Source organism: Dyadobacter psychrophilus, from assembly GCF_900167945.1.
GTDB lineage: Bacteria > Bacteroidota > Bacteroidia > Cytophagales > Spirosomataceae > Dyadobacter > Dyadobacter psychrophilus.
Window position 1 is genome coordinate 296,686 of sequence record NZ_FUZA01000004.1, and the last position, 23,698, is coordinate 320,383.

Consider the following 23,698-nt stretch of genomic DNA (forward strand, 5'->3'; position numbering starts at 1 on the left):
TTAAACGTTGGTTTAGGCATAAAAAAGGCTTAACAGACGTCTGCTAAGCTTTTTATTGTGGGCCCACCTGGAATCGAACCGCCCGGCGGCCCGGCAGGCACCTACTGATTATGAGTCAGTTGCTCTATTGTGGGCCCACCTGGAATCGAACCAGGCACCTACTGATTATGAGTCAGTTGCTCTAACCGAATGAGCTATAGGCCCGTTATGAAGCGCAAAATTACGCAATAGCGGCAATTCTCCAAATCTTATTCATAAGAATAAGTTCTTTTGTCCGTTGCTTGTTTATTACTTTTGCCAAAAAATCGAGCTTTGAATAAAAGGAAAATCATCAACGACCCTGTTTATGGGTTTATATCCATTTCTTCCGATTTACTTTACGACCTGGTCGATCATCCCTATTTTCAGCGTTTGAGGCGGATTAAGCAGCTGGGTCTGGCGGATGTAGTTTATCCCGGCGCATTGCATACCCGTTTCCACCATGCATTGGGTGCCATGCATCTCATGAGCCAGGCGCTCAAAGTACTACAGGAAAAAGGCCATTCTATTTCTGAATCCGAGTTTGAAGCGGCACAGGCGGCTATTCTCTTGCATGATCTGGGGCACGGGCCATTTTCACATGTTTTGGAGAGCGTTCTTTTACAGCACGTAGCGCATGAATCCATTACACTGGTGATGATGAAAGCGCTTAACAGGCAAATGGACGGCCGGCTTGATCTGGCGATCCAGATGTTTGAGGGGACTTATCCGAGGAAATTTTTCCATCAAATGGTTTCCAGTCAGCTCGATATGGACCGGATGGATTACCTGAACCGTGACAGCTTTTACACAGGCGTGATCGAGGGCTCCATTGGTGCAGACAGGCTTATTAAAATGCTCGACGTAAGTGATGACCAGCTTGTGGTTGAGGAAAAGGGATTGCTTAGTATTGAAAATTTCCTTCATGCGCGCAGGCTCATGTACTGGCAGGTCTATTTGCATAAAACCTTATTGAGCGCACAGGCAATGCTCACTCAGATTTTGCAAAGAGCCCGCGAGTTGTCGGAAAGCGGCACAACATTATTTGCCACGCCAGATTTTGCTAGGTTCCTGCACAATAATTTCAGCCTCGAAGACTTTGATATACACCAGGATTTACTTGAATCGTTCAACGGTTTGGATGATAACGACGTATGGGCTTCTGTAAAGGGCTGGCGCACACATCCTGATCCGGTGCTGTCGACCCTTTGTACAATGCTTCTGAACCGTAAATTATTCAAGATCAGCTTTTACGATTCGCCACCGGATGAAGCATTGCTGGCCGATTTGCGAAGCCAGCTTACTGCATCGGGCATTGCGAAAGAGCAGACGGATTATTTTCTGGTGAAGGGCGAAACAACCAACTGGGCTTATGCAAAAGAACTGGATCCGATACGGGTAAAAATGAAGAACGGCGCGCTGCTGGACATTGCCGATGCGTCCGATATCCCTACCATAAAGGCACTCACTAAGATTGTACGCAAGTACTATGTATGTTGGGCTAAAAATGTATCTTTGCGTGGTTAGTCAGGATCATAATTAGAAAAAGCCTTTTTAAAAATCCATAATTAGTACTCGATATTCGTTACCCGAAATTAGCCGAAAAAATATGAAATTTACTGTCAGCGAGATTGCTCAAATGCTTGATGGAACCATTGTTGGAAATGAAAAAATTACAATTGATTCGGCTGCTAAAATTGAAGAAGGGCGTCCGGGCTGTATTTCCTTTTTAGCCAACAGCAAATACGAACCTTACATATATTCAACACAATCTTCCGCAGTAATTGTCAGCAAGGACTTTGTTCCCAAAAAAGAAATTTCGGCGACACTTATATATGTCGAGAACGCCTACACTGCATTTACGATCCTGCTCGAAGAATATCAAAAGCGCATTGCCAGCGGCAAATCCGGAATAGAACAACCCAGTTTTATCGGAGATAACAGCCAGATTGGTGAAGATTGTTACCGCGGCGCATTTTCCTACATTGGCAAAAATTGCGTGATCGGGAACAGCGTTAAAATCTATCCAAACACCTATCTGGGTGATAACATTGAAATAGGTGATAACTCTGTAATTCATCCAGGTGTGCGTATTTATGACAATACGATCATTGGTAAAAATTGTGTGATTTTTGCGAACACGGTCATTGGAAGCGATGGTTTTGGTTTTGCCCCACAGGCCGACGGAACGTATAAAACGATTCCCCAGCTGGGTAATGTGATCATTGAAGACGATGTAAGCATTGGGTCCAATTCCACAATCGACTGTGCGACAATGGGTTCCACGATTATTAGAAAAGGGGTCAAAATAGATAATCTCGTGCAAATCGCACATAATGTAGAGATTGGAAAAAATACCGTAATTGCAGCCCAATCCGGAATCTCAGGATCCACCACGGTCGGCGAGCAGTGTGTCGTTGCCGGACAGGTTGGAATTGTAGGACATATCACGATTGCCAATAAAACCAAAATAGGTGCCCAGAGCGGATTGGGGAAATCGATTAAAAAAGAAGGACTTTCGCTTTCCGGTTCGCCAGCAAGGGATTTGAACGAACATTTGAGGTCCATGGCCCTTGTCAGGAGGCTGCCCGAAATAGAAGAAAGGCTGAAAGATCTGGAAAATAAACATGAAACGTCGGATTTTCAGGGTCAATAGTACAACGCGCCTTTAAGAAGAAAAGGAAATTTATAATGAACGAAAAACAACAAACCATTTCCAAGTCTGTATCCGTAACAGGAGTGGGTTTACATACTGGTGTGGTGGCTACAATGACATTTGTACCAGCCCCTGCCAACCACGGATACAAGTTTCAACGCATTGATTTACCCGACCAGCCAATCGTAGATGCAGATGTCGACAACGTTGTCGATCTATCGCGCGGAACAACCATTGAACAAAACGGAGCAAGGATCCATACAGTTGAGCATACATTAGCAGCATTAGTTGGTTTACAAATTGACAATGTGCTTATACAGCTTGACGGCCCCGAGCCGCCAATTATGGACGGAAGTTCTATCAAGTTTGTAGATGCGCTGCTCGATGCTGGCATTGAAGAGCAAAATGCATACAGGAATTACTTTGAAGTGCCTGAATATGTGCATTATATCAACAAAGAAAAAGACACAGAACTCGTAGCGCTGCCGCTTTCTGATTATCGCCTGACGGTTATGGTTGACTATAATTCGACGGTGATCAGCAGCCAGCACGCTTCCCTGAATGATATCACATTATTCAAAGACGATATCGCAGAATGCCGCACATTTGTATTCTTACACGAACTTGAAGCGTTATACAGGCAAAACCTCATCAAAGGTGGTGATCTGACCAACGCGATCGTGATCGTGGACAGAGAAGTGCAGGATGGTGAACTGGATCATCTTTCTCAGCTTTTGAGCAAGCCAAAAGTGAGCGTTAATAAGTCCAAAGGCATTTTGAACAATGTTGACCTGCATTATCCGAACGAAATGGCGCGGCACAAGCTGCTGGACCTGATCGGGGATCTTGCGCTGGTAGGCCGTCCGATCAAGGCGCAGATATTAGCGGCCCGTCCCGGACACGCGGCCAATGTGGCTTTGGCAAAGAAAATTAAGAAACTGATTAAATCCGGCAAAGGCGATATTCCGCAATACGATCCGCATAAGGCGCCGGTTTTTGACATTAATCAGATCGGACAGCTGCTTGCGCACCGTTATCCTTTCCAAATGATCGACAAGATCATTGCATTGGACGAAAATAGCGTGGTAGGCGTGAAGAATGTGACGATCAACGAGCAGTTTTTCTTGGGCCATTTCCCCGGAAACCCTGTTATGCCGGGTGTTTTGCAGTTGGAGGCAATGGCGCAGACAGGTGGTATCCTGGTTTTGACAAGTGTGCCGGATCCGGATAATTATTGGCCATATCTGATTGGTATTGATGCTTGCCGCTTCCGCCGCAATGTGTTTCCGGGAGATACGGTAATTTTTAAATGTGAATTTACGTCTCCGATGAAAAGGGGGATTGTGAAAATGAGTGGCCGGGGATATGTAGCCGGACAGTTGGTGTGTGAAGCGGATATGATAGCAAGCCTGGTAAAGAAAAAATGACTCAATCATTAGCATATATTCATCCTGGCGCTAAGATCGCTCAGAATGTGGAAATTGAACCATTCGCAATGATACATTCCGATGTTGAAATTGGTGAAGGCTCATGGATCGGATCACACGCTGTTATTAATTCAGGCGCGAGAATAGGGAAGAACTGCCGGATTTTCCCGGGAGCAGTAATCGCTTCAACGCCCCAAGATCTTAAATATAACAACGAATACACATTTACTATAATCGGTGATAACACCACCATCCGCGAGTACGCGACAATCAGCCGCGGAACAGAGGAGCATTGGAAAACGGTGGTGGGTTCCGACTGCCTGATTATGGCTTATGCGCACGTGGCGCATGATTGCCGCGTGGGGAACAGCTGTATCATTGGCAATAATGTGCAAATGGCAGGTCACGTACATGTAGGTGACTGGGCGATTGTGAGTGCGTTAAGTGCTGTACATCAATTCGTTAAAATCGGATCGCACGCTTTCGTTTCGGGAGCAACACTGGTTCGCAAGGATGTGCCGCCGTTTACAAAAGCTGCCCGTGAGCCAATTTCCTATGCAGGGATTAATTCAGTCGGATTGAGAAGGCGTGGTTACAGCAATGAGAAGATCAACGAAATCCAGAATATTTACCGCTACATTTACATGAGAGGCCTAAATAACGCTGAGGCTTTGCAGAAAATAGAACTTGAATTACCGCCATCCAACGAGCGCGATGTGGTCATTAACTTTATCCGTAATTCGGAAAGAGGGATCATGAAAAGTCCTTTCCAGACAAACGGAACAACGGAGACAGAAGCACAGCCATAAGGTGTACTTAGCAAGATTTTCCTTATAAAATGCAAAAAGCCCGGGATTTTCCGGGCTTTTTTTACGCTTTTATCTTACCGTTAACTCATAATTTCTCCTTTCAATAATTGAAACCCACCGTTAATTCAATGGGCAGTGCCGACGTAGTTTTGCCCATATTTGTTTGCGCTAATATTGTGATTGAACAAAATAAGAAAAAACAATTTTCAATCATGAAACGAATCACACTTCAATTTTCATCCCTGCTTGCAACGCTCTTTCTCTTCGCCTTTTCCTGTCAGGACCACGTTACACCGGACCCAAAGCCGGAGCCTGTCGCTGAGGATGCAAAAGTGACAACATTGCAAATCGATAATTCAGGACAGGCCATCAATGACTTGACCTTTAGAATGTCAATAGAAAAACTGGGGACACGTTCTATCACCGAGTTCGGTGTTTTATTATCATTTGAGTCAGAAGGGAGTGATGAGTTTACAACGGTCCCAACATTAAACAATGCGTTTACAAGTGCCTTGAAGTTTGATAAGGTTCCTTCACAAGGTGAGCATTCAATTCTCAAAAAGGCAGTCGGATTCGACGACTTCGATAAACTTTATTTTCGTGCTTACGCAAGACAGGCGAACGGAACAGTGGTTTATGGCGAGGTTTTTGATTTCAGGCCCGGCACAATTCCCGCATTTAATTCTTTGATTTTAACAAAGAACCAAAATGGTACCGTTACTGCAAAATTGGATGTTATGTCACTTGGAAATACACCAATTGCGGAATATGGTGTTGCTTACTCGTATAGAACAACTCCAAATGGTGTCGTCAATTCGGATCCTACAATCAATGATAAAAAAGCGTTTTATGTGGGAGCATTTTCCGTAAGTGCGCATTTTGTGAACCTTCCGATTGAAGGGGGAATTTTTGATAAACTATATGCCCGACCATTCTTAAAATATCCAAGCGGAAAATACTATTATGGAAGCGTTCAAAATCTTTAATGCAAATGGCGGTAAGTTCTTAAAACTTTAAAGGTTTACTAAACGCCTTGAAGCAATCCTTCAAGGCGTTTTGATTATTCAATAACTTCCAATTCATCCCCCTCCCGAACAACCCCAAAGTTACTAGCCACCATATTCTGCCCGAACAAAACCTTATTATTAACCCGCCGGTAACTGGCGAGCGTTTTCAGGGGTTCCGGGGCTTTTTGACCCGTGGTAGGATCAACAGTGGTAAGCACACAGCGGGCGCAGGGTTTGACGATTTCAAAATCCAGTTCGCCGATTCTGATTCGCTTCCATTCATCTTCCTCAAAGGGCATTGTGTCGCTGATCACGAAATTGGGACGGAAACGAACCATGGAAATGGGCTCTTCCAGGCGGGAATTCAGTTCGTCCAGGGACGCCTGAGAGATTACCAGAAAAGGATATCCATCCGCAAAACTCACGATCTCCCCATTCTTGGCATATTTTGGATCCGCTTTTCGCTCGGTGGATTCCGGCATCATCACCAGTCTTACATTTTTTTCCAGTTGTGCCGAAAGCCATGCATCCGCCTCATTCATAACGGTTACCGCTTCCGCAAGGTCGTCCCAGATCTTTACAGACAACTTTTGAGCAGAAACTGGCTCATATGGCACCTTAATGCTGTTCTCAGGGTTGTTTCGCTCATATATTTTCAGGCCATTCTGTTCCAGTGCAACATCGATCAATGCCATTTGCTGGAAAACGCGTTGTGTAATGAAGGTGTTTTCTTCATCAATGATCAGCCAGCGACGGTCATATTGCAGGCCCCTTTCTTCGGTTTTTGCCTCTTTTAACCTGATCCCACCCAATGATTTGACGGGATAGATCCAAATTTCTGATAAGCGCATTCTTCTATATGTTTATTTCATGACTAATCGGTTTTCAAAATTCCATCCGGGCCATCGGACTGACAGTCTGGTCGGTGAAATCTTCGGCCTCAAACTTGTAATGTGCCGCCATAGCAATCATAGCCGCGTTATCTGTGCAATATTCAAATGCTGGAATGTATACTTTCCAGCCAAGTTTTTCCCCTAATTCGAGCAGCGATTTCCTTAATCCTGAGTTAGCAGACACACCGCCAGCTATTGCTATTTCTCTAATCCCTGTTTCCCGCGACGCTTTTTTAAGTTTTTTCAAAAGAATGTCTACCAGCGTAAACTGAATGCTCGCGCAGATATCATTGATGTTTTCACTGATAAAATCTGGATTTTCACGCACCTGTTTTTGTAAGAAATACATAAACGAAGTTTTGATCCCACTAAATGAAAAATCCAAACCGGGCATTTCGGGCAGGGGAAACGGATAAGCATTAGGATTTCCTAATGCGGCATATTTATCAATCAATGGTCCGCCAGGATAGGGCAGGTCAAGCAGTTTGGCCGTTTTATCGAATGCTTCACCCACTGCATCATCCTTTGTTTCACCAATAATCTCCATTTCCAGAGGTCCGGTGACCTTCACGATTTGCGTATGGCCGCCGCTGACAGTCAGGCAGAGGAACGGAAACGCAGGTTTCGGGTCATCTATAAAATGCGCAAGCACGTGCGCTTGCATGTGGTTAATTTCAATAAGCGGAATATGGAGCCCCAACGCCATGGATTTGGCAAAAGAAGTCCCTACAAGTAAAGCGCCTAATAACCCCGGTCCTTTGGTGAAAGCAATGGCATCCAGGTCTTTTTTTGTTACTTTTGCATCATTCAGTGCATTATTCACGACTGGCAGAATGTGTTGCTGGTGTGCCCGCGAAGCCAGTTCGGGAACAACACCGCCGTATTGTGTGTGAATCAGTTGCGTAGCAACAACATTGGAGCAGATTTTCCCGTTAGTGATTACGGCTGCGGAGGTTTCGTCACAAGACGATTCAATGGCGAGGATATTCATATTTATTGAACTATAGTCGCAAAATTAAGCATTAACAATAAGATAAGCGGTATCCCGCCGCGAAGCTGTATATGTTAAAATTCCTGAAGGCGTTTGGTAATGGTCTGATCGTAGTTATCATCTTCGCGCTGCTGGCGTTGGGAATTATTACCATTGCGCTTCAACTTCCTTCCGTCCAGACTTGGGCAGTTCAGCGCGTTACCAGCGACATTTCCGGAAAACTGGGTTATCCTATCACCATTCAAAAAGTCAATATTAAGTGGTTTGACGTTGTTTCCCTGGAAGGAATTTCGGTGAAAGATACGAGCCAGAAGGATATGATCGATGTCGGCAGGATTGATGTCAACCTGGATCTGAACAACATCATTGAAAATTCAGCAAAGGAAATTTATCTTGACGAGGTCAATGTTTTCCAGCCCAATGTGCATCTGGTTGTGTTGCCTAAATCCGGCTCATTGAACATCGATGGCTTTATTGAACGCATCAATGAGCTCACTGCCCCGGCTGTCCCGCGACCTAAAAATGCCCCTGAAAACAATACGCCCTTTATCATTGGCAAATCAAAAGTCATAGACGGGACATTCCGATATGATGACCCGCGACAGCCTCGGGATAAAGGTGCGAGAACTTTTGACTACTCCCATTTTGAACTGAATAAGTTGAATGGTGACCTGCGGAATTTCCTGGTTCAGGGAGATACAATTTCTTTTCTGGCCAGAAACCTGGCAACGGTGGATAAACAGACCGGCCTGACGATGCACGATCTCGAAACGCGCTTTTTGTTTTGTCAAAAAAAGATGGAATTGAAGGAGCTGGATGCGCATATAGGCAATTCCCATTTGAAAGACGAAGTCATTTTCTACTATAACAGATCGGGCGAGCTGGGTGATTTTAATCATAAGGTCCGGATGAAGGGACATTTGGTTGGCAGCCGCGTTGATTCTAAAGATCTGGGCCTTTTTTCAAGCTATGTTGACAAACTGAGCGAAACCTGGCGCATATCCGGAGACTTCAACGGCAAGGTGGACGATTTCATGGTGTCCGACATGGACCTGCATTTCGGGAGAGGTAGCCGTTTGGTAGGTAACGTTGGCTTTCAGGGACTTCCGACAATTGAAGGTGTAAAAATGGACATTCAGCTGTCACTTTCCAAAGTGGAGCCAATAGACATTGTCCAGTATTATCCTGAATGGGATATGCACCCCGAACTTTCAAAATTTGGCCTTACTTTGCTTGATGGCACGTTTAAAGGGACGCTCGAAGACTTTGCGGTGAATGCGTCTGCGTCATCGGATATGGGCGAAGTGGCTGGCGATCTTGTTTTTCACATCGCGGATGCGCAGTCAACCACTTATTCAGGCACGATCAAAACAGCCGCATTTAAGCTGGGTAAATTGCTGGATGACGAAGAAACCTGGCAGGAACTGGACTTCGACGGGAAGGTTTTTGGAAAAGGGACAGAATTGAAATTCGCTTCCACGGATATGAACGCGACCGTCGGACGCGTTGGCTTTCAGCATTATAACTACAAAAACATACAGCTCAAAGGGAATATTCAGAACCAGTATTTCAATGGGCAGGTCATTGCGCGGGATAGCAACCTGGTTGCCAACATTGAGGGGGAATTTGACCTTTCCAAGGCGCAGAATGCATTTGATGTGCAGGGAGTTGTGGAAAAAGCCAATCTGAAAGAACTGGGTTTTGTAAAAGAGGGCATTACATTGCGCACACAACTCAATATCAATCTGTCGGGCAACACATTCGATGCGCTCACGGGCGATGCGAAGCTGCTTAACACGTATTTGTTAATGGCCGAAAAAGACAGAAACCTTGTAATGGATACATTGGTTTTCTCGTCGCGTCAGATCGCGGAAAGACGTATTTTAAAACTGGAAAGTGAGTTCTTAACCGCCGAAATGGACGGCAATTTCCTCCCCACAGCCGCCTATAAAGACATTAGCAGCATTTTGGAAGAGTATAAACTTTACTTTTTTGAAAACGAAGCGAACAGGTCTGAATATTATGCCAAAAAGCCAGTTAAGCCATTGTTTAGCCGGTATCAGATCGATTATGCCGTTGAAACGAGGAACTTGTCACGTTTTCTTGCATTTTTAAGCCCAGACGTTTACGTTTCCAGGGGCGCGAAAGCCGAGGGGGTTTTCAAGATGGATAACACGGCTTTTCTAACGCTCGATGCGGTTGCGGATACGGTTCGATATGGAACAAACGAGTTTGTAAAAGCGGAAGTGGATGTTACGACTTCCAAGTTTGTAAACTCAGCAGAAGTGCTTGCTTCAATGCTTGTAACCTCGGAAAGGCAAAAAATTAGTGCCTTGGTCCCCACTGAGAAACTGGAAATTGAAGGAACCTGGGACGTTGACCACATTGATTTTAATGGTGCCCTTCATCAGGTGAGCAGCACGAATGATGCCAATCTTGCGGGCGAAATCCGGTTTCTTCCGGCTGGTTTGGACATTGTTTTCAAAAATTCAAAACTCAATTTGTTGGAGGAAACATGGAATGTTCCTTCGGAAAGCTTTATTTCCATCGTTGGGAGGGATATTACGATGTCCAATCTGGGTTTGGTAAGCGGCAAGCAGCGCATTTTCGTAAATGGCACGGCGTCGGAGGACCCTGATAAAAGTTTGATGCTGGATATCAAAAATTTTAAGCTGGCGAGTTTAAATCCTGTTTTAACGACACAGTTGGCTGGAATAATGGACGGTTCTGCCAGGGTGAAAGACGTTTATAACAGTGTTGTGCTGGATGCAAATGTTAACATTGAAAGCCTGGGTTACGGTCAATATGAATTTGGTAACCTTTCCGGAACAGGCGAGTGGGACCAGGCCAGGAGCGAGCTGGAAATCGATGCGCAGCTTAATAAAAACGCGCGTAGGGTTTTCAATCTCACCGGCGTTTACCGCCCAAAATTGAATGCTAACACGCTGGATCTGAAAGCCATTTTCAACAACTTTGATTTCAAGGCATTGGAACCCTTTGCGACAGGCCTGGTTTCGGACATTAGCGGCACCGCAAAAGGAGTGGTAACGATTAAGGGCGTGGTTAATGCGCCGGTTTTGGATGGTTCTTTAATGGTTGATAAAGGCCGGATGAAATTCGATTATCTGCAATCGATCTTCACTTTTAGCGATAAAATCAATTTTACTGAAAGTGAGATCACATCAGATAACATGCTTATCACGGATGCAGACGGCAATACTGCCAATCTGAGAGGAGGGGTTTTTCACGATAGTTTCAAATATTTCTCGCTCGGTTTTAATGCAGATTTAAAGAATTTTAAAATACTCAATACAACCGCGAAAGATAACACCACTTTCTACGGAACTGCTTATGTTACCGGGCCTGTTGCGGTGTTCGGGCCTATTGATAACCTCAACATTGAGGCGAACGTAACCAGCAACAAAGGCACAAAAATCCACATTCCGCTCGATGGTGCAACGGAAGTGGCTACGCAAGATTACATCCAGTTTGTAAGCAAAATGCCTCCGCCCGACAGTACTGCCGGCACCGGGGACTCCGCAGCAAGAAGCCAGGTTGTAGGCGGAATTAAAATGGATTTTAATTTCAACCTGACGCCCGACGCGACCTGCGAGATTATTTTTGACAGACAAACCGGCGACATTATCCGCGGAAACGGCAGCGGCAGGCTCAACCTGAACATTGACACGAAAGGTGATTTTACAATGGCCGGCACGTATGAAATTGAAAGAGGAGAATACAATTTCACACTGCAAAATGTCATCAATAAGAAATTTAACATTAAACCCGGAAGCCGGATTATATGGTCTGGCGATCCTTATGGCGCGCAACTGGACGTAAAAGCGGGTTATACCCAAATGGTTTCCCTGGCCGGTGTGTTACCAAACACGAGTACAACGGAGACTGGCAATGATGCACTTTCCCGCCGCTATCCTGTGGAAGTGACCATAGCGCTTTCTGAACAATTAATGTCACCGCAGATCCGATATGATCTTAAAGTGCTCGACAATCCTTCATTAAGCACTTATCGCGGGCAACTCGAAGCCTTTCAGAACAAATTGAAATCAGATGAACAGGAATTGAGCAGGCAAGTGAGTAGCTTATTGCTGGTAAATCAGCTGCTTCCTGAGGCGAGTCTTGCAGCGGTGGGGAGCCAGAATTTCCTCGGCAGCAGCATTAGTGAGCTGGTTTCCAATCAGATCAGCCGCTGGGCTTCGGGGATAAATGAGAACCTGGAAGTGGGCGTTTCTGGACTTTCCTTGGATCAAAATGCACTCAATAACCTGCAATTGAGGTTTTCATATCGTTTCCTAAATGATCGCTTCCGCGTAACAAGGGACGGACGTTTCACTTCGGGAACGCAAAGTGCCAGCGGCGCTTCCCAATACGATGCGGCTAGTTTATTGGGCGAATGGACTTTGGAATACTGGCTCAACCCCAGCGGCTCGGTGCGCGTGAAAGCTTACAACCGCAATGTGCTGAACTCGCTTGTGTTAAATTCCGTGACAACCGGTGGTGTGAGCATGCAGTTTACACACAGTTTCAACCGCATTTCGTTAATGCCAAAACCTTCGGTAAAAATCCCTTATGTACCCGCTGATACAACCAGGCAGGACACAACGGCAAACAAAATGATCTCCAAGAAGGATCCTACCCGTTAGTTTGATAAGCAAAGCCTGATCGCGTCAACATTATTCGCCGCGATATCTCACAGCCAGCCCGCTGAGCATATAACCTTCACTTTTTACGCTGGTGTAATACTTGTATTTGACATTGATAATGGCATCAGCACCAATTTTTTGCGCCTTAATAACCAGTCTGGCAGTTAGTAACTCCTTGGTTTTGGCATCATTACCGCGATACATCATGCGCTTATCCTGCGTCTGGCGAGCTGTAAGCGAATCTTCACTGGTTATTTCCACGATCCCGATCTCCGAATAAGGCCTGTCCAGCGGCTGATTATCATAAAGCAATTCGATCGGATATTTTGTATTTGTTGAAATAGGGATGCCTGAGGCGCAGCCAGCCAGGATAATGATGGTGGATACGAAAAGCAGGCGGGTGAAATTTTTAAGCGGCGTCATTTATTCTGGTTAAATCATATATGTTAAAACTGCTATTCTTCTACCAGAATTCCTACTGAGGTCGGAAAATATGTAATGCAGTTAAAACCTATACACCAAAACGTTGCCAATCTGTTGCACCGGATTTTATTTCGCCATTTATCCCTAAGTCATTGCGAAATGCGATAATCTAAGTTATTTTCATGCATTGTAAATCTCACATAATCTTCTGGATATGGTCATGAATTTTAAAAGAAGAAATGCATTCCGTGGCAAAGCTGTTATCGGTCTGCTGCTAACCTCCCTGATCGCCGCTCCTTCCTTTTCGCAGGATCTGCCAAAAGGTGTAAAAAAAGTTACTTCGGTGGAAGGAATTACCGAATATAATCTCGAAAACGGCCTTAAGGTGCTTATGTTTCCGGATCCTTCCAAGCCGACGATCACCGTCAATGTGACTTATCTGGTGGGTTCCCGTCATGAAGGTTATGGCGAAACGGGTATGGCGCATTTGCTGGAACATATGGTTTTCAAAGGCACGCCCAAGCACCCGAACATTCCGCAGGAACTTACCGAGCACGGCGCCAGACCAAACGGAACGACCTGGTATGACAGAACCAACTATTTTGAAACATTTTCAGCCACTGAGGAAAACCTCAAATGGGCTTTGGATCTGGAATCCGACCGGATGGTGAATTCTTTTATTGCCAAAAAAGACCTGGACAGTGAATTCAGCGTTGTGCGCAATGAGTTTGAATCCGGTGAAAACAGTCCCTTCCGGGTTTTGATGGAGCGCGTGATTTCCGGAGCTTTTTTATGGCATAACTATGGCAAATCGACCATTGGGAACCGTTCCGACATTGAGAGGGTGCCGATTGACAATTTACAGGCTTTCTATAAAAAATATTATCAGCCTGATAATGCAGTGCTCACGGTTGCCGGAAAGATCGATGAAGCCAAAACATTGGCGATGATCAATGATTATTTTGGTAAAATCGCAAAACCAGCGCGGGTGTTGCCGAAATCGTACACCTCCGAGCCGACGCAGGATGGTGAGCGTTTTGTGGAATTGAAAAGAACCGGCGATGTGCAAATGCTGATGGCAGCTTACCACATTATGCCAGGTTCGCACGCGGATTATCCCGCAATGGAAGTATTGACCGAGCTTTTAACGGCTGAACCAAACGGCAGGCTTTATAAAAATCTGGTTAATACCAAGAAGGCATCTTCTGAATTCGGTTTCAGCTTTCAGTTGTTTGATCCTGGATTTGTGCTTTTTGGTGCAGAAGTTTTGAAAGAGAAATCTTTGGATGAGGCTAAAAAGGCATTTACAGCCACATTGGATTCAGCGGCTGTTCTGAAACCTTCAAAAGAAGACATTGAGCGTGCAAAAACGACCATTCTGAAAAACTGGGACCTCGAATTCCGTAATTCTGAAAGGGTAGGTTTGAGCATCAGCGAAGCGATTGCAACGGGCGACTGGCGGCTGGCGTTCCTGTTCCGCGATAACATCCGGAAAGTTTCCCCCGAAGATGTGTTCCGTGTTGCACAATATTATTTCCGCCCTTCTAACCGGACATTAGGGACCTTTGTGCCCGAGTCAAACCCGGTGAGAGCCGAAATTCCGGAAGCACCGAATGTGGCGGATCTGGTTAAAGACTATAAAGGTGAGGCAGTTGTAGCGGAAGGCGAAGCTTTTGATCCGTCGCCAATGAATGTGGAAAGCCGCACGACGCGCATTGAAAAGCCCAACGCTATTGAGACGGCATTGCTCCCTAAAACAACAAGAGGAAATGTCGTAGCCGCAAAAATTACATTGCGTTATGGCGACGAAAAGAGTCTGGCAAACAAAGCAACCATTTCCGACCTTACCGGATCAATGTTGGACAAAGGCACAAAAACTAAAACCAGGCAGCAATTAAAAGACGAATTTGATAAGCTGAAAGCGAGGGTTAGCTTCTTTGGGATTAACAATCAGGCTGGCGCGAACATTGAAACTACAAAGGAAAACCTCCCTGCCGTTATGAAGCTGGTGGCAGAAGTTCTGAAAAATCCTGCATTCGACGAGACAGAATTTGAAAAGCTGAAACAGGAAGAATTGGCAGGGATAGAATCGCAACGCAGTGAACCGCAAGCGATTGCATTCAACCAATATCGCCGGATCGTTACGCCTTATCCAAAAGGGGACATTCGTTACGTAGCCACATTCGATGAAGATGTGGAGAGCATCAAGGCAACGACCATTGACCAGATCAAGCAATTTCACAAGGATTTTTATGGTGCAAATAATGCTTCTGCAACGGTTGTAGGGGATTTTGACAAAGCAGCGCTTCAAAAAATCATTAATGATGAATTTGGAACCTGGAAGAGTGTGAAGCCATTCACCCGCATTGCTTCGCCTTATGTTGCAGTGAAGGCAGAAAGCAAAATGCTGGAAACGCCGGACAAAGCGAATGCCATGTTTATAGCAGGTCTTAATATGCCTTTACAGGACACAGACCCGGATTATCCGGCATTGGTAATTGGCAATTATCTGCTGGGCGGAGGTTTCCTGAACTCGCGCCTTGCCACGCGCATTCGCCAGAAAGAAGGATTGAGCTATGGCGTTGGTTCGCAATTCTCAGCTAGTTCGCTGGATAAAAACGGCACATTCATGTCCTATGCGATCTATGCACCTCAGAATGCTGAAAAACTGGAAGCTGCTTTTAAAGAGGAGATTGAGAAAACAATGAAGGAAGGTTTCACAGCGGAGGAATTGAAAGCTGCGAAATCCGGTTATCTGCAATCGAGACAGGTGGGAAGGTCGCAAGATGCATCGCTGGCTAACACGTTGACCAACAACCTGTATCTGAACAGAACAATGCAGTGGGACGCGGATTTTGAGAAAAAAATTGAAGCATTAACCCCTGAGCAGATCAAAGCCGCCTTTAACAAGCACATTGATTATAATAAGCTTGTGATCATTAAGGCAGGAGATTTTGCAAAAGCCAAAAAAGGCGCCCCTGCAGCCGCTGCGCCTGCACCGTTGGGTGGAAGTGAGAAAAAATAGCGTCCTGAATATTAATAAAGAATTAAACCGGTGGCAATTTGCCACCGGTTTCTGCTTTTAAAGCAGTACATCTTTATCTTTGCCGAGTATATAAGGAAACCTTTACGCTACATGCCTCTCCAATGAAATTGATACCCAATCTGATACTGAGATGCCTGATTGCAGGACTCATCATTAGCCCATCCGTTTTCAGTCAGTCAAAAACAAAAACAGCCACAGCTAACTCAGGCAAACTGGCTCGTCCCAAGCTTGTTGTGGGTATTGTTGTGGATCAGATGCGCTATGATTATTTGTATCGCTATTACGACAAATACAAGGAAGGTGGTTTGAAAAGATTGATGAATGAGGGTTTCAACTGCCGGAACAATCATTATCACTACGCATTAACCGTTACCGCAGCAGGACATTCGGCCGTTTACACCGGGTCATTGCCAGCCATTAACGGCATTGTAGGAAATGATTGGTATGACAGTCAGGCCGCAAAAACGGTTTACTGCACCGATGACAGCACAGTAGCAACGGTAGGAAGCAATAATGGTGCAGTCGGCAAAATGTCGCCAAGAAATTTGCTCACCAGCACCGTGACGGATCAGCTACGCATTGCGACCAATTTCCGTTCCAAAACCATCGGCGTAGCGATCAAAGACCGCGCCTCAATTTTGCCTGCGGGACATGCCGCATCAGGTGCTTACTGGTTTGATGCAAAAACAGGAAACTTTGTAACCAGCACTTATTACCGGGATAATTTGCCGGATTGGGTGACTGCCTATAACAACCGCAAAATGCCCTCTGAGTATTCAAAAGCAGGCTGGAAATTATTGCTGCCAGCTGATCAATACACACAAAGCACCGCAGACGACGTAGTTTGGGAAGGGAAAATTTCGGGTGAGCCAAAATCTGTATTTCCGCACGAACTGATTGGGACTGCTGGCGATGCTTACACGGTAATTACAACTTCCCCATGGGGTAATACTATGACAAAAGATATGGCTATTGCGGCCATTAAGGGTGAAAATTTGGGCAAAGGAGCTGACACGGACTTTCTGGCCGTGAGTTTCTCTACACCGGACCGCATCGGACATGCATTCGGGCCTAATTCCGTTGAGCAAGAGGACAATTATTTAAAACTGGACATGGAATTTGCTGATCTGTTCAATTTCCTCGATACATGGACAGGCAAAGGCAATTACACTGTTTTCCTCACAGCGGATCACGGAGCAATGGACGTTCCGGCATTCTGGAAAGAAAACAAGCTGCCCGCTGGCCTGATGAGCGCAACCGCATTAACTCGTGCGGTAGTGAAATCCTTGAACGATGCTTATGGCGAAGGTGATTACGTGGCGGCTTTTGAAAATTATCAGATCTATCTCAATAAAAAGCTTTTAAAAGAAAAGAAAGTAACCGTTTCAGATGCCTACCAGGTGTTGCGGACGGCATTGCTTCCGATGGAAGGCGTTGCAGACGTGCTGAACCTGACAGACATTGGCCGCGCTCCTCTGAATACGTATCAGTTAGAAATGTATAAGAATAATATTAATGCAAAACGCAGCGGTGATATTCAGCTGATTGTTCAGCCGGGCTGGTTTGCAGCTTCCTACTCCACCGGCACCGACCACGGAACCCCTTATAACTACGACACACACGTTCCGTTCCTGCTTTACGGATGGGGTGTGAACAAGGGCGAAACGTTACGCCGGACCACCATTGCCGACATTGCCCCCACGATTTCCGCACTGCTGCACATTCTGCCACCGAGCGGAAATGTAGGAAATGCAGTGGAAGAGGCTTTGAAAAAATGATTATAGTCCCTTGCAGGTGCTGTCTGCAAGGTCTTTTATTTAATTAATATTCCTGAACCGTGAGAAAAATTTGCTTAAAAGCAATGCTTGTACTGCTTTCCATGTCTGCATTTGCCCAAACGTCTAAAAAAGTAACCCCTAAATCTTCTTCCCTCGCCCGTCCCAAACTTGTTGTCGGTATTGTGGTGGATCAGATGCGCTATGATTATTTGTATCGCTATTACGATCTCTATCAGGAAGGTGGTTTTAAAAGAATGATGAATGAAGGTTTCAATTGCCGGAATAACCATTACAGTTATGCATTAACCGTCACTGCCGCCGGGCATGCATCAGCTTACACTGGCTCCGTGCCTGCAATCAATGGCATTGTGGGCAATGAATGGTTTGACCCGATCAAAAAGCAGAGTGTTTATTGTGTGGAAGACAGCACAGTGAAAACGGTAGGGAGTAATAATCCAACAGTTGGTAAAATGTCGCCCAAAAACTTGTTAACCAGCACGGTTTCTGATCAACTAAGGATAGCAACCAACTTTCGTAATAAAACGGTTGCCGTTGCAATTAAGGACAGAGGATCGATTTTGCCAGGCGGACACACGGCCAATGGTTCTTACTGGTTCGATTCCAAAACAGGCAACTGGGTTACCAGCACCTATTATATGGACGAGCTTCCACAATGGGTAAAGGATTATAATGCTAAAAAAATGCCTTCTGAATATTTGAAAAAGGGCTGGCAGTTGCTATTGTCCGCGGACAATTACGGACAAAGTTCTGCGGATGATGTGGATTGGGAGGGGAAGCTTCCTGGCGCAAAAAGACCGGTATTTCCGTATGAGCTGGCTGGTCTGGCTGGTGATGCATTTGGTGTGGTAACCGACACGCCCTGGGGAAATACGATTACAAAAGAAATGGCCATTGAGGCGATTAAAGGAGAGAATCTGGGTAAAGGAAAAGACACGGATTTCCTGGCGATCAGTTTTTCATCAACAGATAAAATCGGGCATAGAGTAGGGCCCAATTCCATAGAGCAACAAGACGATTTTTTGCGCCTCGACCGTGAATTTGCAGAGCTTTTCGGGTTCCTTGATGGCTGGGCTGGAAAAGGCGAATATACCGTGTTCCTGACAGCCGATCATGGCGTAGTGGATGTTCCGGGCTTTGCGGCAGCGCATAAGCTTCCTTCCGGGTTAGTGGAACGCCGCGTTGTGAATGCGACTGTTGATAAAGCGTTGGATGATGCCTTTGGAAAAGAAAAATATGTGCTGAGCAGAGAAAACAACCAGCTTTATTTTGACCACGATCTTTTGCAAAAAAAGAAAATAACCGTTGCAATGGCGACAGAAGTGATCCGTGAAGCATTGCTGAAAGTTCCTGGCGTAGCGGACGTGCTGAACCTGGCGGATATGGGAAAAGCGCCTTTGAACACTTACCAGCTGGAATTATACAAGAACAATGTGAATGCCAAGCGCAGCGGAGATGTGCAGATCCTCGCAGAGCCAGGATGGTTTTACGGAACGCCAACCGGAACATCACACGGCACGCCTTACAATTACGACACGCAGGTTCCTTTTGTGATGTTTGGCTGGGGAATTAATAAAGGCGAAACATTACGCAGAACCTCCGTCTCAGACATTGCGCCGACCATTGCTTCATTGCTGCACATTTTGCCTGCCAGCGGTAACATTGGAAATCCGGTGGAAGAGGCTATAAAGAAGTAAACTATCCGAGAAAGAGAGTGCATAGCGGGATCCATCCTTGCTATGCAGCCTCTTTTTTATTTTAATGTTCAGGATTCTTCAACAATCAGCAGAATGCCATCCGCTTGCTTGATTACGACTTTGCTTCCGGCCGCTATGGAGGTGTGGTTGATGGAGTTTGCTTTCCATTCTGCGCCGCGGTAGTAAATTTTTCCTTCTCCTTCTGCCGGAATGTCCTTGATAACCATAGCTGTTTCACCCACAAACTCATTATATTCCGAAGCACCCTTGCGATCCAGCAACCTGCGTGCATGTTTGCGTAAAACGAGCATGGAAACGAGCGAAATAACGGAAAAGGCTATAATCTGACTTTCCGTGCTGTTAAGTAAACCTACGGCCGCGAGTAATGAGGTAAAAAGCGCCCCGATCGCAAAAAAAACAAAAACAAGTAAAACACTGACCAATTCTGCGATGAGCATGATCAACCCGACGATAAGCCATATTTGCGGCAACGATAAATCCATACTATTTTTTCGGTTCGGATTTAACAACAGTGAGCGCCGTGGCTATCAAAGAGCCTATATCAGCAAGGTTAGCTGGTAAAATAAGCGTATTGCCCGCTTTGGCCAGCTTGCCAAATTGTTCCACATAATTTTCTGCAACTTTTAGCTGAACAGCTTCCGAGCCTCCATCCATCTGAATGGCCTGCGCCACGAGCCTGATACTTTCCGCAGTTGCCTCCGCAACAGACCTTAAAGCTGCTGCTTCGCCTTCTGCCTCATTAATTTGTCTCAATCTAAGACCTTCCGATTCTAGAACGACCTTTTGCTTTTGTCCTTCGGCAACATTGATCGCTGCCTGTTTTTCACCGTCAGACTGCAAAATCACAGCCCTTCTTTCCCTTTCTGCCTGCATTTGTTTTTCCATAGCAATCAGAACGCTTTGCGGCGGTGTGATATTCTTAATCTCGTAGCGTAAAACTTTCACGCCCCATCCCGTAGCAGCTTCGTCAACCGACTCTACTACAGCACGGTTAACGGTCATGCGTTCTTCAAATGTTTTATCAAGATCAAGCTTGCCGATTTCGCTGCGCATGGTGGTTTGGGCGAGCTGGATTACTGCAAATGTGTAGTCTGCAATCCCGTAAGCGGCTTTTTTGGGATCAATAACCTGTATAAATATAACGCCGTCCATGCGCACCTGCACGTTGTCGCGCGTAATGCATATCTGTTCGGGAATGTCAATGGCAGTTTCTTTAAGTGTGTATTTGTAGGCAATGCGGTCGAAAAACGGGATAATGAAGTTGATGCCCGGTTGCAGGACGGCGTAAAATTTACCAAGCCGCTCCATAATGTAGGCGGTTTGCTGGGGGATCACTTTCACGGTCATCAGGATCGTGAATACAACGAGAACTAATAATACTAATAGTGGGGTCATATCAAGTCAGGTAATGGTCTATTGCGAAAATAACCATAACACGACTTCCTTCCTACTCCTTCTTGCATCAGTGCGACGGAAACTTGCTCGTCGGTTTAAGATGGGGATGGATGGTTATTGGTATATCAATTTTTCAATATTTCTTTTGATATTACCATTTTTTGAATTTCACTTGTCCCCTCGCCAATGGTGCAGAGTTTGCTGTCGCGATAGAATTTTTCGGCGGGGTAATCTTTCACAAAACCATATCCACCAAAGATCTGAACAGCCTCATTGGCCACTCTGACGGCGGTTTCCGAAGAATGATATTTAGCCACAGCGCTCGGCAGCGTCACTTTTTGCCCCGCATCCTTCAATGCTGCGGCATGAAATGTTAATAATGAAGAAGCCTGCACATCCGTGTACATATCGGCGAGCTTAAAAGCAATCGCCTGGAAATCACAGATTGCTTTACCAAACTGCTTACGTTCCTTGGAGTAAGCCAGAGCGGCTTCATATGCGCCTAATGCCGTGCCCACACCCAATGCTGCAATAGAGATCCGGCCACCATCCAGCACCTTTAAGGATTGTATAAAACCATCACCCACTTCGCCTAGCCTCTGGCTGTCCGAAACACGGCAATCCTGAAAAATAAGCTCCACCGTCTCCGAAGCGCGCATGCCGAGTTTATCCTCTTTTCGTCCGGAAGTAAAACCGGGTGTGCCTTGCTCAATAATGAATGCGGTTGCTCCGTGCTTGTCGCCGGGCTCGCCGGTTCTGGTAATAATGACGGCGACGTCTCCCGATTTTCCGTTTGTTATAAAGTTCTTGGAACCGTTAATGATCCAGTCGTTTCCATCGCGCACTGCAACTGTTCGCATATTACCCGCGTCTGAGCCTGTATTGGGTTCGGTGAGTCCCCAGGCGCCCACATTCTGCCCGGAAGCCAGCTTGGGAAGATAGGTTTGTTTTTGTTCCTCATTGCCAAACATTAATATGTGATTTGTGCAAAGGGAATTGTGTGCAGCCATAGATAATCCAACAGAAGGATCCGTTTTCGAGAGCTCTATGATCGCGGTAACATATTCTTTATATCCTAATCCCGACCCTCCGTACGATTCCGGCACCAGCATGCCCATCAGGCCCAGTTCACCCAGGCTGTGAAACAATGTTTTGGGGAATTGCTGGGCTTCATCCCACTCCCTTATATTAGGCTTTATATGGATAGTCGCGAAGTCTTTAACCGTTTCCCGGATCAGGTCACAGGTTTGTTCACGCTGGCTTTCAATAGAATCCTCTTTGATCAAGTCCATTTTTGTTGATGATTATATAGTGATATCCAATGTTAGCAAGATTTGTATAAAAATCACCATCCGTAAACGAACAAATCCTACATCATGCGGTGAAGATTCGTATAAAAAAATTACTTTTGCATACCACGAAGATTTACCGTCTTGGTTAAGTACAATATTTTAACGTTAATTAATAAGTGTCATAACAGCTATATAATAATTATCACATTTTATGAAAATTGCAGTTGTAGGAACAGGGTACGTTGGTTTGGTTACGGGAACATGCTTCGCCGAGACGGGCAACCAGGTAACCTGCGTTGACATTGATGTCAGAAAAGTTGAACGTTTGCAAAAAGGAGAGATTCCGATCTACGAGCCTGGTCTCGATGTCCTTTTTGATCGCAATGTTGCAGAAGGCCGTTTGGTGTTTACAACCAATCTTGCTGAGGGAATTAAAGACGCTGAGGTTATTTTCCTTGCGCTTCCGACTCCTCCGGGAGAAGATGGTTCTGCGGATTTGAAATATATTCTTAAAGTAGCCGACGATCTGGGACACATCCTGGACAAATACGCGGTTATCATTGATAAAAGCACGGTGCCCGTAGGGACTGCCGAAAAAGTAAATGCTGCCATCGCTGCCAATGCAAAAGTGAAGTTCGACGTGGTTTCCAACCCCGAATTTTTGCGTGAGGGTGTTGCAGTAGAAGATTTTATGAAGCCGGACCGCGTTGTGGTTGGAACTTCCTCTGAAAAGGCTAAGAAAGTAATGGAGAAATTGTATGCACCGTTGGTGAGACAAGGTAACCCTGTTATTTTCATGGACGAGCGTTCTGCTGAAATGACAAAATATGCTGCCAACTCATTCCTGGCCATGAAAATCACTTTCATGAACGAGATCGCAAACCTTTGCGAAAAAGTGGGTGCGAATGTGGACGATATCCGTCGCGGTATCGGAACGGACAGCCGTATCGGAAAGCGCTTCTTGTTTGCAGGAATTGGTTACGGCGGAAGCTGTTTCCCAAAAGACGTGCAGGCACTTGCCAAAACGTCAAAAGACTACAATTACGATTTCCGTATCCTGCAATCGGTTATGGATGTGAATGATGACCAGAAGAAAAAGCTGTTGCCAATGGTCGACAACTATTTTGGTGGAAGTCTAAAAGATAAAACGATCGCCGTTTGGGGATTGGCATTTAAGCCATATACAGACGATATCCGTGAAGCACCGGCTCTGGAGAATATTAATGCATTGCTGGAAGGCGGAGCAAAAGTGACCGTTTACGATCCTGAAGCGATGACGAATGTCAAAAGCATCCTGGGAGACAAAGTGACTTTCTGCCACACGCCATATGCAGCTTTGGACGATGCGGATGCATTAATGATCTTTACCGAATGGCCACAGTTCCGTACACCTGAATTTGAAAAAATGGGTAAACTGCTTAAAAATAAAGTAGTTTTTGACGGAAGAAACCTCTATGAACTGGAAACAATGCGCGAGATGGGCTACACTTATTTCAGCATTGGAAGAGAAAAAGTAGTTCCAGCCTGAGGGGAAGTCCAATATCAACATTAAACCTATCTCATTTT

The 23,698-nt window shown here is 45.5% G+C and carries 16 protein-coding genes and 1 tRNA gene; 10 read left to right on the top strand and 7 right to left on the bottom strand.

Going from position 1 to position 23,698, the window contains the following annotated elements; genetic code table 11:
• Positions 1-130: 130 nt before the first annotated feature.
• Positions 131-204, bottom strand: a tRNA-Ile gene (locus B5X68_RS17215).
• Positions 205-312: 108 nt separating this feature from the next.
• Here B5X68_RS17215 and B5X68_RS17220 point away from each other — a divergent pair.
• The 5 genes from B5X68_RS17220 to B5X68_RS17240 all read left to right on the top strand — a co-directional run bounded on the left by B5X68_RS17220 (position 313) and on the right by B5X68_RS17240 (position 5,896).
• Positions 313-1,545 (top strand): HD domain-containing protein, encoded by a 1,233-nt coding sequence (locus tag B5X68_RS17220; protein ID WP_170916671.1) that lies wholly within the window; start codon positions 313-315, stop codon positions 1,543-1,545.
• A gap of 82 nt (positions 1,546-1,627) precedes the next feature.
• The gene (gene lpxD / locus B5X68_RS17225; protein ID WP_082215987.1) at positions 1,628-2,674 is read left to right on the top strand and encodes a UDP-3-O-(3-hydroxymyristoyl)glucosamine N-acyltransferase; all 1,047 of its coding nucleotides are present in this window, start codon (positions 1,628-1,630) and stop codon (positions 2,672-2,674) included.
• Between the two features lie 35 nt (positions 2,675-2,709).
• Entirely contained in the window at positions 2,710-4,101 is a 1,392-nt protein-coding gene (locus tag B5X68_RS17230; RefSeq protein ID WP_082215988.1) for a bifunctional UDP-3-O-[3-hydroxymyristoyl] N-acetylglucosamine deacetylase/3-hydroxyacyl-ACP dehydratase, read from the top strand.
• Positions 4,098-4,910 carry an acyl-ACP--UDP-N-acetylglucosamine O-acyltransferase gene (gene lpxA / locus B5X68_RS17235; RefSeq protein ID WP_082215989.1) on the top strand — a complete coding sequence of 271 codons (813 nt, stop codon included), beginning with the start codon at positions 4,098-4,100 and terminating at the stop codon, positions 4,908-4,910. The genes B5X68_RS17230 and lpxA overlap by 4 nt, the downstream gene beginning before the upstream one ends.
• 212 nt (positions 4,911-5,122) lie before the next feature.
• Complete coding sequence (locus B5X68_RS17240; protein ID WP_141110327.1) at positions 5,123-5,896, top strand: hypothetical protein; 774 nt, start codon at positions 5,123-5,125, stop codon at positions 5,894-5,896.
• Between the two features lie 74 nt (positions 5,897-5,970).
• Here B5X68_RS17240 and B5X68_RS17245 read toward each other — a convergent pair whose 3' ends face one another.
• A complete protein-coding gene (locus B5X68_RS17245) occupies positions 5,971-6,768 on the bottom strand; it encodes an MOSC domain-containing protein (protein WP_082215991.1) in 798 nt (265 codons plus the stop codon).
• A gap of 34 nt (positions 6,769-6,802) precedes the next feature.
• Positions 6,803-7,801 (bottom strand): tRNA (adenosine(37)-N6)-threonylcarbamoyltransferase complex transferase subunit TsaD, encoded by a 999-nt coding sequence (gene tsaD, locus B5X68_RS17250; RefSeq protein WP_082215992.1) that lies wholly within the window; start codon positions 7,799-7,801, stop codon positions 6,803-6,805.
• 71 nt (positions 7,802-7,872) lie between these two features.
• On the opposite strand from tsaD, the gene B5X68_RS17255 reads away from it, so the two are divergent.
• On the top strand, positions 7,873-12,462 hold the full coding sequence (locus B5X68_RS17255; RefSeq protein WP_082215993.1) for a translocation/assembly module TamB domain-containing protein: 4,590 nt from the start codon (positions 7,873-7,875) through the stop codon (positions 12,460-12,462).
• Positions 12,463-12,492: 30 nt separating this feature from the next.
• Here B5X68_RS17255 and B5X68_RS17260 read toward each other — a convergent pair whose 3' ends face one another.
• Positions 12,493-12,885 carry a hypothetical protein gene (locus B5X68_RS17260; RefSeq protein WP_082215994.1) on the bottom strand — a complete coding sequence of 131 codons (393 nt, stop codon included), beginning with the start codon at positions 12,883-12,885 and terminating at the stop codon, positions 12,493-12,495.
• A gap of 214 nt (positions 12,886-13,099) precedes the next feature.
• Between B5X68_RS17260 and B5X68_RS17265 the strand changes: the two genes are divergently transcribed.
• The 3 genes from B5X68_RS17265 (at position 13,100) to pafA (B5X68_RS17275) (ending at position 19,424) form a co-directional block, all read left to right on the top strand.
• Positions 13,100-15,910, top strand: coding sequence for a M16 family metallopeptidase (locus tag B5X68_RS17265; RefSeq protein WP_082215995.1), 2,811 nt, complete (start codon positions 13,100-13,102; stop codon positions 15,908-15,910).
• Between the two features lie 122 nt (positions 15,911-16,032).
• Positions 16,033-17,709, top strand: coding sequence for an alkaline phosphatase PafA (gene pafA, locus B5X68_RS17270; protein ID WP_082215996.1), 1,677 nt, complete (start codon positions 16,033-16,035; stop codon positions 17,707-17,709).
• 83 nt (positions 17,710-17,792) lie between these two features.
• Entirely contained in the window at positions 17,793-19,424 is a 1,632-nt protein-coding gene (pafA, locus tag B5X68_RS17275) for an alkaline phosphatase PafA (protein WP_082215997.1), read from the top strand.
• A gap of 68 nt (positions 19,425-19,492) precedes the next feature.
• Here pafA (B5X68_RS17275) and B5X68_RS17280 read toward each other — a convergent pair whose 3' ends face one another.
• The 3 genes from B5X68_RS17280 to B5X68_RS17290 form a co-directional block, all read right to left on the bottom strand.
• Positions 19,493-19,927 (bottom strand): NfeD family protein, encoded by a 435-nt coding sequence (locus B5X68_RS17280; protein ID WP_082215998.1) that lies wholly within the window; start codon positions 19,925-19,927, stop codon positions 19,493-19,495.
• A 1-nt stretch (position 19,928) separates the two neighbouring features.
• A complete protein-coding gene (locus tag B5X68_RS17285; RefSeq protein WP_082215999.1) occupies positions 19,929-20,840 on the bottom strand; it encodes an SPFH domain-containing protein in 912 nt (303 codons plus the stop codon).
• 125 nt (positions 20,841-20,965) lie between these two features.
• Entirely contained in the window at positions 20,966-22,132 is a 1,167-nt protein-coding gene (locus B5X68_RS17290) for an acyl-CoA dehydrogenase family protein (protein ID WP_082216000.1), read from the bottom strand.
• A 211-nt stretch (positions 22,133-22,343) separates the two neighbouring features.
• Here B5X68_RS17290 and B5X68_RS17295 point away from each other — a divergent pair, with 211 nt between their 5' ends.
• Positions 22,344-23,660, top strand: a complete 1,317-nt coding sequence (locus tag B5X68_RS17295) for a UDP-glucose dehydrogenase family protein (RefSeq protein ID WP_082216001.1) — start codon at positions 22,344-22,346, stop codon at positions 23,658-23,660.
• Positions 23,661-23,698: the final 38 nt, after the last annotated feature.